Annotated in this window: 10 protein-coding genes; 7 read left to right on the top strand and 3 right to left on the bottom strand. The window is 41.9% G+C overall.

Annotation, left to right across the window (positions count from 1 at the left end):
* Positions 1-71 precede the first annotated feature (71 nt).
* On the top strand, positions 72-629 hold the full coding sequence (locus tag DESMER_RS15350) for a DUF2284 domain-containing protein (RefSeq protein ID WP_014903980.1): 558 nt from the start codon (positions 72-74) through the stop codon (positions 627-629).
* A gap of 256 nt (positions 630-885) precedes the next feature.
* The gene (locus DESMER_RS15345; protein WP_014903979.1) at positions 886-1,362 is read left to right on the top strand and encodes a class I SAM-dependent methyltransferase; all 477 of its coding nucleotides are present in this window, start codon (positions 886-888) and stop codon (positions 1,360-1,362) included.
* Between the two features lie 148 nt (positions 1,363-1,510).
* Here the strand turns inward: DESMER_RS15345 and DESMER_RS15340 are convergent, their stop codons facing one another.
* A complete protein-coding gene (locus tag DESMER_RS15340; RefSeq protein ID WP_014903978.1) occupies positions 1,511-2,896 on the bottom strand; it encodes an MDR family MFS transporter in 1,386 nt (461 codons plus the stop codon).
* A gap of 242 nt (positions 2,897-3,138) precedes the next feature.
* Between DESMER_RS15340 and DESMER_RS15335 the strand changes: the two genes are divergently transcribed.
* From DESMER_RS15335 to DESMER_RS22625, 4 genes are all read left to right on the top strand, one after another.
* Positions 3,139-3,945, top strand: coding sequence for an ABC transporter permease (locus DESMER_RS15335; protein ID WP_014903977.1), 807 nt, complete (start codon positions 3,139-3,141; stop codon positions 3,943-3,945).
* Positions 3,946-3,948: 3 nt separating this feature from the next.
* Positions 3,949-4,761, top strand: coding sequence for an ABC transporter permease (locus DESMER_RS15330; RefSeq protein ID WP_014903976.1), 813 nt, complete (start codon positions 3,949-3,951; stop codon positions 4,759-4,761).
* Positions 4,762-4,794: 33 nt separating this feature from the next.
* Positions 4,795-5,784 carry an ABC transporter ATP-binding protein gene (locus DESMER_RS15325; RefSeq protein ID WP_014903975.1) on the top strand — a complete coding sequence of 330 codons (990 nt, stop codon included), beginning with the start codon at positions 4,795-4,797 and terminating at the stop codon, positions 5,782-5,784.
* A gap of 350 nt (positions 5,785-6,134) precedes the next feature.
* A complete protein-coding gene (locus tag DESMER_RS22625) occupies positions 6,135-9,260 on the top strand; it encodes a hypothetical protein (protein WP_014903974.1) in 3,126 nt (1,041 codons plus the stop codon).
* Positions 9,261-9,565: 305 nt separating this feature from the next.
* On the opposite strand, the gene DESMER_RS15315 is transcribed toward DESMER_RS22625, so the two are convergent.
* Entirely contained in the window at positions 9,566-10,795 is a 1,230-nt protein-coding gene (locus tag DESMER_RS15315; protein ID WP_014903973.1) for an aminopeptidase, read from the bottom strand.
* A 171-nt stretch (positions 10,796-10,966) separates the two neighbouring features.
* Between DESMER_RS15315 and DESMER_RS15310 the strand changes: the two genes are divergently transcribed.
* Positions 10,967-11,320: a cupin domain-containing protein gene (locus tag DESMER_RS15310; RefSeq protein ID WP_014903972.1), complete on the top strand. Its 354-nt coding sequence runs from the start codon at positions 10,967-10,969 to the stop codon at positions 11,318-11,320.
* Positions 11,321-11,402: 82 nt separating this feature from the next.
* On the opposite strand, the gene DESMER_RS15305 is transcribed toward DESMER_RS15310, so the two are convergent.
* Positions 11,403-12,101, bottom strand: coding sequence for an MBL fold metallo-hydrolase (locus DESMER_RS15305; protein ID WP_014903971.1), 699 nt, complete (start codon positions 12,099-12,101; stop codon positions 11,403-11,405).
* Between the last annotated feature and the right edge of the window lie 101 nt (positions 12,102-12,202).

Genomic DNA, 12,202 nt, shown 5'->3' with positions numbered 1-12,202 from the left:
GGAGGTCTTAGTTGCCAGCCAGTAAGGAATTGATGTTTAAACCGATGCTTTAGTTCAAAGGAGTTGAATGTATGAGCTCAGGCATAGATAATCTGATGTCTTTGCTTAAGTCTCTGGGTGTGAATCAATCAGCTATTGTAGCAGTGGAAGATGTTCAATTTAATGAAGACTTTAGAAAACAATGCGAGCAAAACTTATGTGGAAGTTATAATAAGAACCGGATGTGTCCCCCAGCGGTGGGTTCCATTGAAGAGTTAAAGCTGAAAGCATTAAAGTTCAAACTTGGGCTATTATTCCAGACGGTGTATCAACTCGAAGATTCTTTTGATTACGAAGGCATGCAAGAAGGCATCGAAAAGCATACAAAGATATTAAGACAGGTTATAGACAATATTAAGAAAACAGAGGTTTTTACCGAATTCCTTCCGCTGAATGTTGGGCCGTGTACTTTTTGTAGCCGCTGTGCTTTTCTTGACAGTCAGGAGTGTCGTTCTCCTGAAGAAGCTATTTCCTCCGTCGAGGCCTACGGGATAGATGTCATGGCCTTAGAGAAGAGTTGTGGGATGTCCTATAATAACGGCAAAGATACTATTTCATGCATCAGCCTTATTTTGTTCAACCAGGATTAGTTTACGCATAATTGCTAACAATTTAACAACAAATGCAATTAGATTCTAGCCTCTAATCTTAAGATATTAGGGGCTAGTGCTTTTTGAAGTAGTGTTTAGTTTCCGAATGGGTAGTCCCTTCCTCTAAGTTGGATGGCGATCGTTGCCGCGCGTTGAGCAGTCCATGAGTTTAAATAACCTTATTAGTTAAATGCAATTAGAGCATAATAAACTTGGATTATAATTGATTTAATAAATATTCAATGAGGTGAACACTGTGTCAAGTCACAAATTTAATCCTGAAGATCGAAAGAAACTAACTGGCAAGGAGCGAGAACGAATTTTGCCGCCAGTTCAAGTTTTAAAAGATATTGGACTTAGTGCTAATGATATTTGGGCAGATATCGGGTGTGGTACAGGTTTTTTTACAATACCCCTTGCCGACGAAGTAAAGCAGGTGTACGCTCTTGATATACGGGCTGAAATGCTGGAAGATCTAAATAATAGTCTTATTCAGCTGAAAAAATCTAATGTCACAGTTCTTCAGTCAGATGAAAATAAGTTTCCCATAGCTGAACAATTGGTTGACGGTGTTTTGATATCACTTGTATTGCATGAGGTCGATGAGCCGGATAAATTCTTCTGTGAATTGAAAAGGATTCTTAAAAAAGAGGGACGCTTGGTAGTAATAGAATGGGTCAAGGCGTCTTTGGATATGGGGCCACCGATTGAACATCGATTATCGATCCAATAATTAGATGATTGGGCACAGACATCAGGCTTCGCTAAAAGCAAGTCGTGGCAATGGTCAGAGAATTTCATAGGAATTGAATACAGCAAGATTTCCTAACAGGATATAAGTATGAGTATCTTGAATTGCTATACGTACTTATTACTTAGTCTTAATCGGCATTTTGCTGAGCCATTATACTACGGTGTGATGGGAGTAAAATACTGATTAGCAAAGTTACCATTGAAATAGCGAACACCAATATAAAGACCACGTGCAGGCCTTGGGCCATACCGCTTTGGTTCATAGTATTATTGAAGACAGTACCAAACACAGCAATGCCCACCGTTTGTCCTAGCGAACGCGAAAAAGTGTTGGAGGCAGTAGCCGCACCGCGTAAATTCCAACCGACAGCTGACTGGACTAGAACGGTTAAAGGAGTAAAAGAGAACCCCATCCCAAAGCCTATGACAACCATGACCCCAACGAAATACCAGTAAGGGGAACCCGTGTGGACAAGTAGCAGCCAGGCTGAACCTGCCATAATTAGTACTGCACCGAATACAGCTGTAGCTTTTGAGCCGATTCTGTACATAAACTGCCCGGCTAAGGTTGATGCCAGTGGCCAAGCGAATGACATGGGCATTAGGGTTAGTCCGGAACTAGTCGCGCTATGGCCAAGTAGTGTCTGTATCCAGATTGGCAAATACACGTTGACGCCTATCAATACACCACTGGCTACAAAGCCCACAGCATTGGACACAGCTATGACTGGTATCTTAAAGAGTGATAGTGGAAGCATTGGTTCCTGTGCCTTAGTCTCCACATAAAGAAAGGCTGTCAGAAAAGTAATTGCAGCAGTAAATAATAAGATAATCTCTACAGAATACCAGGCATATACTTGTCCCCCACTGATTAAGGCGAAGAGAAGTGAGCTCATAGAAAGGGTAAACAGTGCTGCTCCCCAATAATCAATAATTTTTTTCGATTTTTCAAGGGGTGTTTCATGAAGAAAACTAAGCACCAAGAAAATGGCAACCATCCCAATCGGGACGTTAATATAAAAAATCCAACGCCATGAGATGTGATCAACAAAGAGGCCGCCTACTAAAGGTCCCAGCAATCCGGCAACGCCCCAAACTGAGCTAAAGACGCCTTGCATTTTTGCGCGGGCTTCTCCCGGATAAAGATCGGCAATAATTGTAAACGTTAGCGGCATCACGGCGCCGGCGCCGAGACCTTGAAATCCACGAAATATAATTAGTTGATACATTGTCTGTGCCATACCGGAAACCATGGATCCGATGACAAAAAGTACGATCCCGAAGATAAAAATTGACTTTCTGCCGAATAAATCGGCAAGCTTTCCATAAATCGGAGTAGTTACCGATGATGTAAGTAGATAAATAGCAAAAACCCAACTAAGTAGGTTCAAGCCGCCCAGCTGTTCAACAATGTGCGGCATAGCGGTAGTAACGATAGTCGTATCGATAGCAACCAGTAAAATCGATACAAGCATCGCAGTTGTGACCATTTTGCGCTGTGTTGTTTTCTCCATTAATCAAAAATCTCCTCTAAAATTATTAGCAATGTAATTATTATTACTTTTGAAATTATACCACTTCCTATGTATGTAACATAATCTGATTTTAATAAATATTTGTGCTTAAGTTCAGTCCCTTAGTTACGAAGAACAACCGACCGGTTATGGATTTAGTGCTAATAGGGTTGATGAGTCATTAATGACCAATGGTTAAGAACCACAAATTTTCTAAAGGTAAATTTGTTGTGAGGTAGAAAATGATCGGAACATTAAGGATGTATGGAGTCTTTACTCGTAAATCTTTTCAAAGGGCAGCAGCTTATCGATTTGATGCTTGGACAAGAATTCTGGGTAATGTAATGATGCTCTTTATGTGGGGGTTTGTTTGGTATGCACTTTATCAGGGAAAAGGGTCAGTAGAAAGTGTAACCTTCCATTCGATGTTAAGCTATATCTTAGTAAGCCAGGCCCTTCAGGGAATTCATGGTGCAGGAACGCCTCTGTGGGAGATTCAGGAGCGGGTACGAACCGGGGATATTGCTATGGAGATGCTTAGGCCCTATGATTATCCTATGCGTATGCTGTTTACGGATTTTGGAAGCGTTTTTTTTCACTTCTTAACGGCAGTCTTACCTCTATACACAGTTATCTTTTTTGTCTTTAGACCTGCAGTCCCCACAACCCTTGCGCAAGGAATGCTGTTCATTATTTCAGCTGTGCTGGGCTATTTCATCCGTTACTGTATAGAACTGACCTTCGGGTTGTTTACCTTTTGGTTGGTTGAGACGGGAGGGGTAGAGGATATTTTCTACTTTTCCATTTCTTTATTCTCAGGATCAGTGGTTCCTCTGTGGTTTTTTCCGGATTGGCTGGAGCAAGTGGCTCTTTACTTACCCTTTCAAGGAATTTACTTTGTACCGAATTCTATTTTTGTCGGACAACTAAGCGGAAAAGCCCTGTTGATAGGGCTCTTTACTCAGGTCCTCTGGCTGGTAGTGTGTTACGCAATTCTTCGTTACGTCTGGGCCAAGGCGTCCATGAAAATTGTCATTCAGGGAGGGTAGACTATGCTGCAGTCTTGGCTAAGAGGAATAAAAATATATTTTTATATGATTGGGGTTAGCATTCGAACCCAGCTGCAATATCGTTATGCCTTTGTCATGAATATTTTAGGTTGGGCCATGACCTATGCCGGAACTGCTGTTACCATGTGGGTATTGCTCTACTCCTTTGGAGCTATCGAAGGCTGGAGTTTCTGGGAACTCCTCTTTCTTTTTGCCCTTTCGGTATTATCTTGGGGAGTTTGTGTGGTTTTCTTCTTTCATTTCCGGACATTGGATCAATTCATTGTTCAAGGAACATTTGACCGATTTTTGGTTAGACCTATTCATCCGTTTTTTCATTTTATGGCTATGAAATTTGATATAGGTGCTTTCGGGCAGTTTCTCTTTAGTATTGTTGCTGTAGCAATGGCTTACCAACGTCTGGAGCTGCACTGGAACCTTTGGCAGTGGTTAGTTTTCCTCGGAGCTGTAATTGGAGGAACTCTTATCCAAGGAGGACTTTTGATTGCGATCTCAGCGATGGCCTTTTGGACTACTCGTTCGGAGCGTTTTTACTGGGTCGTGATGTGGCCGGCTAAAAGCCTTATGAACTATCCGCTCTCCATCTATCCACGGATGGTGCAGATATTAGTGACTTTTATCCTGCCCTTTGCGTTTGTTAACTATCTTCCTGCTTTGCTTTTATTGGGGAAAAAGAATGGGATTTATCCGCCCTATTGGGGTTTCTTCAGTATCTTGGTAGGAGTAATTTTCTTCTGGCTTTGTTTTCAACTTTGGATGTTGGGTTTAAATCGTTATAAAAGTGCTGGATCATAAGAGTTGATTTAGACTTGGGGAGGACATAATTACATGAGTCTAATAGAGGTTAATCATCTCTCGAAGGAATTTCAAATTGCAAAACGTCAAGAGGGAATAGGGGGAGCGCTGCGAAGTCTTTTTCATAGAGAATATACTACGAAATTGGCTGTACAGGATATCTCCTTTGCCGTAAATTCCGGGGAGATTGTAGGGTATATCGGCCCTAATGGAGCAGGCAAGTCTACGACTATTAAGATGCTGACGGGTATTCTTGTGCCGACTTCGGGTGATATCCGGGTCAATGGGATAATACCTTTTAAAGAACGCCAAAAAAATGCTCGGCAAATAGGGGTGGTCTTTGGACAGCGAACACAACTTTGGTGGGATTTGCCGACGATTGAATCCTTTGAACTCCTACGACAAGTATTTCAAATTCCCCATGAACAATACCGGAAAAATATGGCTCGATTTTCTGACATCTTAGCTCTCAATGAGTTCCTTCAAACTCCCGTCCGACAACTATCCCTCGGGCAACGAATGAGGGCAGATATTGCTGCTTCTTTACTCCATAATCCACGGATACTCTTCCTTGACGAACCAACGATTGGCTTAGATGTGGTGGCCAAGGAACGAATGCGAAACTTTATTCGGGAGATTAACCAAGAGAGTGGGGTTACTGTCATTCTCACGACCCATGACATGTCCGACATCGAAAAGCTCTGTCAGCGAATGATTCTAATTGATGGTGGACAGGTGATGTATGATGGGGAGTTAGCGAAGATCAAAGAGCGGTTTGGTAAGAACCGGGTATTAATCATTGAGCTTGAAGAGGAGACAGCCGGTTTTTCTGTCAGTGGGGCTGAAGTGATTAAGCAAGAAGGGAATCGTCAATGGCTGCAGTTTAACCGTGATGCAATGAGTGCAGCTCAATTGATTAGCCGGATCTCGGAGAACTATGAAATTAAGGATTTATCAATCCAAGACCCGGAAATTGAGGTCATGATTCGTAACATTTATGAAACTGGAATCACCCAAGTCTAGGAAATGCTATATAGTACTAGTGTTAGTACTTTCAAATAATCCCGAATGCTGTACAGGAATTTACTAAAGACCTAGAGTAATATTCAGGTCAACGAGTAGAAATAGGCCAAATGGTGCATCGATGCACCATTTGATTTTGCTCCATGTGAACGGTTTTTGACACAAGAAAAAAAGCTCCTTAAGGAAGCAAGTCAGCTAGGATGACTTGCTTTTTTTACCTACAGTGATTGATTGCCAATTTGTGATTGTGAGAGTTTAATAGATTTGTCCTGAAGGTTAAATTTCACAGTACTTATTCTGAATTGACAAGCATAGGTTATTTACAAGGTATTAACTGGAGGTGGATGATTTTGGAGACTTACTTTCATAATGATCCCCGAATTAGAAAGTGGATTAATCAAATCATTGAGAGGATCTTTACCGTCTGTATATTAAAAGGGGTGGATTCAGAAGAAGAATTTCAAAGAGGATGTCAGATCGTTATAAAGCTTATATTATTATTAAAGAATACTCCAACCCTCCCATCCGAATTGATAGAGGATGGTGTCAAGCAACTGCTACAACAACAACTTCCTGATGTACGTGTTATTAATAACTTTCCTGAATTTCACAACATCATGGAAAGAATGTTACGTGAGGGGATAATGAAAGCCACTGAAACTCATAACCAAGAGTTAATAGAAAGTATTAACAAAACAGTTCATGCAAAAGATATTCAAATTCAATCTCATCGCTTGGATCATTCCACTGTTTCTATAACCCACACTGACATTATGGCAAGAAAATTGGAAAAGCAAGCGGAAGCAGATGCCCAGATCCAGGCAGAGGCACGAGCACAAATAGAGGCATATGCCCAAGGGGAAGCCCAAGCAAAAGCAACAGCTGCGTCACTTAGTGAGAAACTTGAGCAGGTTGAAGCTGAAGCAAGAGCGGAAGCTGAGGCACTCAATGAGACTCTTCTCCAAGTTAAAACTCAAGCGAAAGCGGAAGTAGCAGCACTTACAGAGAGACTTATCCAAGTCGAAGCTCAAGCGAAAGAGGATGAACAGAAGTTCGCAGAGGTGCTTGCCAAGGCCGAAAAACAAGCGGAGGCGGATGCCCAGGCGCTAGCAGAGGTACGAGCACAAATAGAGACTCATGCCCAAGGTGAAGCCCAAGCAAAAGCAGCAGCTGCGTCACTTAGTGAGAAACTTGAGCAGGTTGAAGCTGAAGCAAGAGCGGAAGCTGAGGCACTCAATGAGACTCTTCTCCAAGTTAAAACTCAAGCGAAAGCGGAAGTAGCAGCACTTACAGAGAGACTTATCCAAGTTGAAGCTCAAGCGAAAGCGGATGCAGAGAAGTTCGCAGAGGTGCTTGCCAAGGCCGAAAAACAAGCGGAGGCAGATGCCCAGGCGCTAGCGGAGGCACGAGCACAAATAGAGACTTATGCCCAAGGGGAAGAACAAGCAAAAGAAGCGGCTGCGTCACTTAGTGAGAAACTTGAGCAAGTTGAAGTTGAAGCAAAAGCGGAAGCTGAGGCACTCAATGAGACTCTTCACCAAGTTAAAACTCAAGCGAAAGCGGAAGCAGCAGCACTCACAGAGAAATTTATCCAAGTCGAAGCTCAAGCGAAAGAGGATGAACAGAAGTTCGCAGAGGTGCTGGCCAAGGCCGAAAAACAAGCCGAGGCAGATGCCCAGGCGCTAGCGGAGGCACGAGCACAAATAGAGACTTATGCCCGAGGTGAAGAACAAGCAAAAGCAGCAGCAGCGTCACTTAGTGAGAAACTTGAGCAGGTTGAAGCTGAAGCAAGAGCGGAAGCTGAGGCATTCAATGAGACTCTTGTGCAGATTAAAGCTCAAGCGAAAGCGGATGCAGAGAAGTTCGCAGAGGTGCTGGCCAAGGCCGAAAAACAAGCGGAGGCAGATGCCCAGGCGCTAGCGGAGGCACGAGCACAAATAGAGACTTATGCCCGAGGTGAAGAACAAGCAAAAGCAGCGGCTGCGTCACTTAGTGAGAAACTTGAGCAAGTTGAAGTTGAAGCAAAAGCGGAAGCTGAGGCACTCAATGAGACTCTTCACCAAGTTAAAACTCAAGCGAAAGCGGAAGCAGCAGCACTCACAGAGAAATTTATCCAAGTCGAAGCTCAAGCGAAAGAGGATGAACAGAAGTTCGCAGAGGTGCTTGCCAAGGCCGAAAAACAAGCCGAGGTAGATGCTCAGGCGCTAGCGGAGGCACGAGCACAAATAGAGACTTATGCCCAAGGGGAAGAACAAGCAAAAGAAGCGGCTGCGTCACTTAGTGAGAAACTTGAGCAGGTTGAAGCTGAAGCAAGAGCGGAAGTTGAGGCACTCAATGAGACTCTTCTCCAAGTTAAAACTCAAGCGAAAGCAGAAGCAGCAGCACTCACAGAGAAATTTATCCAAGTCGAAGCTCAAGCGAAAGAGGATGAACAGAAGTTCGCAGAGGTGCTTGCCAAGGCCGAAAAACAAGCCGAGGCAGATGCCCAGGCGCTAGCGGAGGCACGAGCACAAATAGAGACTCATGCCCAAGGGGAAACCCAAGCAAAAGCAGCAGCAGCGTCACTTAGTGAGAAACTTGAGCAGGTTGAAGCTGAAGCAAGAGTGGAAGCTGAGGCACTCAATGAGACTCTTCTACAAGTTAAAACTCAAGCGAGAGCAGAAGTAGCAGCACTCACAGAGAAATTTATCCAAGTCGAAGCTCAAGCGAAAGCGGATGCAGAGAAGTTAGCAGAGGTGCTGGCCAAGGCCGAAAAACAAGCGGAGGCGGATGCCCAGGCGCTAGCAGAGGCACGAGCACAAATAGAGATTCATGCCCAAGGTGAGGCCCAAGCAAAAGCAGCAGCTGCGTCACTTAGTGAGGCGCTTGTGCAGGTTGAAGCCCAAGCGAGAGCGGAAGCTGCAGAGCTCAATGAGAAACTTGCCCAAGTCGAAGCCCGAGCAAAAGCGGATGCCCAGAAGTTTTCGGAGGCTCTTGTTAAGATAGATACAAAATTAGAAGCAATAAACAGGATAGAACGCTTTGGACTGAGTGACCCTATGTCTCCGTCTAAGGATTATTTCCTAGAGCCTTGTAGTAAGCCTGATAGGCCTTTAGATGTTGTAAATGGCCTACAACCTGATGAAAATATAAAAGTCCCTGCATTATTCACATCCATCCACTCCAAGATTTCTCAATTATCTAGCACTTCTATAGTTCCTAAGCAGGCAGATACTCTTAGACATGTTCTAAGCAACATCTTCCCAAAAGGGACTGTGTATTGGAATAAAAGAATAATGGGCAAGACATTTCTGGCCCAAGTTGAAGATATCTTGATTTGCCTGGATGATCCAGAGCATCCAAAAGATCTTAATAAATTTAATTCGGATGGCTGGAAGGTACTGGTTTTTAATAATGAAGATCTATTATTTCCTCGCAGATTGGAAAGACGAATCAGACAGATTCAACGTTTAGGAAAAATATCGATAAATGGGTAGTAAAGTTTCTAGCATCTTCTGAGTTGCAGGCACAAAAAGAAGCTAACTAAAAGGTTAGCTTCTTTAATTATCCCCGTTTAATGTTTTAAGAACATTACCATTTGTTTCAATTGAAATGACTAGTTAGTATATTCTTATTCTGTTTTGGAAAGCGGGAGCATGGCCGGAGGAGTCAGAGCAACATAACTTTCGCAGGGACATCTGTAGTGTTTTGGCAAAAGTGGGGATAACTTCCGTCCCAGTGAATAATATCTCCTTGGGCAAGAACGTGAGTCGTTAAGGGATTTTTTAGCATAGACATTAACTTACTGGGCAAAATTACCGTTTTTGAAGATGGAAACTTCTTTACCGTCGTAAGTCGTTCCTAAGATTTCCAGATCCCTGGTTCCAATCATAAAGTCTACGTGCACTAGGGATTCGTTGATTTCTAGTGTTGTAAAGTCTTCCGGAGTTAGTTTTTCGCTGTTTTTCATACAAACAGGATAAGCTTTTCCTAAAGCCAAATGGCAGGAAGCATTTTCATCGAAAAGGGTATTATAGAACAAGATTTTTGAATTTGAAATAGGAGAATCAAAGGGGACTAAAGCAACCTCGCCGAGAAAATGAGAGCCCTCATCTGTCTCAATAATTGACTTTAGTGTTTCATAACCTTTTTCCGCACTAAAATCTACAATTTTGCCATTCTTAAATGTCATTGAAAAGTTCTCTATGAGATTTCCATTATAGTTTAGAGGCAATGAACTGACGACTTTGCCATTCACACCTGTTTTTTTAGGTAAGGTAAATACCTCTTCTGTAGGCATGTTAGCTATAAACTCTATACCTTCCGGGGTATACTCAGAACCGCCGAGCCAGATATGGTCTTCAGGGAGCTCGATTGTTAGATTAGTTCCTAAAGAATTTGTGTAACGGAGTGATCTTAAGGTCAGAGAATTCAAAAAGTCCATTCTTGCTTTAAGGTTAGTAGTATGTTCTTGCCAAGAGAGAATTGGGTTCTCAGTATCGACTCGTACCGTTTGAAAAATAACCTCCCATAGTTTTTCTATCGACTCTTCTGCAGAAAGGTGTGGAAAGACCTTCGCGGCCCAAGCTGCTGTTGGTATTGAAACAACGCACCAGGTGTTTTGGTTGCTCATAAGCCGATCTCGATAATCCTTGAGGGCAATGTTGCTTGCTTTTTGAGCCTTGGTTATTCTTTTGGGGTTGACGTCCTTCATCAACTCAGGGTCTGAAGCGGCTATACTTAAGAAAGCGGCTCCTTGGTGTACATAAGAAAGGTAAAATTCCTTTTGCCACTCTGGAAATTCCTCAAAAATCTCTTCTGGAGCATGGAGATAGCGGATCTTTGAAAATAATTCATCTCGCCATTGGATGACAACATCTCGTGCGCCTTCTTGGTAAGCTTTTTCTGCGACTATTCGTGTAAAGAGTGCACATTCAATAGGAGCAGAAATAACAAGAGTTTGATTTTCTTGGAGGTTTAAACCGGTTTTAACAATAAGTTGAGCATATTTCCCTAATGAATTCTTATTCATAGCACACTCCTTTTAATTAATATAAATCCCAAACTTGGAAAAAGTATACCATGGACATTTAGTGAAAGACAAACAGGCATAAGTTTATCTTTTGAGAGAATCAAGATATTTAACCTACGTTCACAATTTATGCTATAATCTTAATTAATTTAACTATGAAGGAGTACTGATATGATTAAACATTTAGAAGAGTTAAGAACAGATTCAGTATCTAACTTCCGCGGGGGCAAAGGCGAGATTCAAATGACACACTTTCTTGAAACGGAAAAAGATGAGTTTAAAGGTAAAGGTCGGCTATTTGCTAAAAATGTGTTGAAACCTGGAACCTCCATCGGTCTTCATGAGCACGTAGGCGATTTTGAAACTTATGTTGTTCTAAGTGGTGAAGGTATGGTCGATGACAACGGAGAGCAGAAGTCGGTTAAACCTGGTGATGTAATTATTACGAAAAACGGAGAAAAACATTCAATTGAAAATACTGGGACAGTTGATTTAGAGGTTATGGCTTTAATTCTATTTGACTAGAAATAACATAAAATCCTTAGTAATAACCGCCAGCTTAGCCGGCGGTTATTCTATTCGGAAATGCCTCCCATATAAATAGTGACTAGAGTATTAACTCTTGACCTTTTTGAGAGAACTTTATAATCCTACTGGGACTATCCTTCATCTTGGTTTCAAACTTTGTGACAATGTCAGGGCTGTCGGCAAAGTGCATTGGGATAAAAATTCGGGGGGTGAGTTCTTGAATGAAGTACTCAGCTCCTGCACTATAGTTTAGTTCAAGTCTTGGATCAACTGGAAAAAAAGCCACATCAATCGCTTCCCCCTTGATTTTTTGGATTTCTTCTTTAAAGTTCTTTTCAGCTTTCATCATTTCCTCAGGGGTATCAATCCAATACCACCAGTTTAAATCTCCGGCATGAAAGTATCGTATTTCCTCATCTTGGACAAGGAAGGCAACACCTAGGTCCGTTGAATTATAAGCCTTGATACTTAAGTTGCCTATTTTAAGAGCTTGGTAGGGTGCTATGAAATTTATATTTATATTTTGTTGTGATGGGACATTGATGTCATTGCTGAAGATATATTGAATGTTGGGTCTGCATTTATGCCATTCTAGTATTATAGGATTGTAATGGTCAGGATGACTATGTGAGGAAAAGATGAAAATATTCTTATTAGGACTTTCTTTTAATAGACTATCGACCGAACCTTGGTAATAATCAAATATGAGTAGATTTGTATTTGTTTCTACTAAAAAACCACTGTGATACAAATATTTGATTCTCATTGAATTAGTCATTGTTATCACCCCGATCTAATTATACAATAATTATAAACTCTATTATTAACTAGCAGTAGTATTTTCTAAATATGATAATCCAATAGTTGTTAAAATGAGGG

Origin of the sequence: Desulfosporosinus meridiei DSM 13257, from assembly GCF_000231385.2 — a bacterium.
GTDB lineage: Bacteria > Bacillota > Desulfitobacteriia > Desulfitobacteriales > Desulfitobacteriaceae > Desulfosporosinus > Desulfosporosinus meridiei.
Note: the sequence above shows the minus strand (reverse complement) of the source record. Positions and strands in the feature narration are given on the sequence as shown.

Excerpts from the sequence above, each read along its gene's own strand:
- DESMER_RS15325 (WP_014903975.1), top strand. The coding sequence starts at position 4,795 with ATGAGTCTAATAGAGGTTAATCATCTCTCGAAGGAATTTCAAATTGCA.
- DESMER_RS15335 (WP_014903977.1), top strand. The coding sequence starts at position 3,139 with ATGATCGGAACATTAAGGATGTATGGAGTCTTTACTCGTAAATCTTTT.
- DESMER_RS15310 (WP_014903972.1), top strand. The coding sequence starts at position 10,967 with ATGATTAAACATTTAGAAGAGTTAAGAACAGATTCAGTATCTAACTTC.
- DESMER_RS15340 (WP_014903978.1), bottom strand. The coding sequence starts at position 2,896 with ATGGAGAAAACAACACAGCGCAAAATGGTCACAACTGCGATGCTTGTA.
- DESMER_RS15315 (WP_014903973.1), bottom strand. The coding sequence starts at position 10,795 with ATGAATAAGAATTCATTAGGGAAATATGCTCAACTTATTGTTAAAACC.
- DESMER_RS15330 (WP_014903976.1), top strand. The coding sequence starts at position 3,949 with ATGCTGCAGTCTTGGCTAAGAGGAATAAAAATATATTTTTATATGATT.
- DESMER_RS15305 (WP_014903971.1), bottom strand. The coding sequence starts at position 12,101 with ATGACTAATTCAATGAGAATCAAATATTTGTATCACAGTGGTTTTTTA.
- DESMER_RS15350 (WP_014903980.1), top strand. The coding sequence starts at position 72 with ATGAGCTCAGGCATAGATAATCTGATGTCTTTGCTTAAGTCTCTGGGT.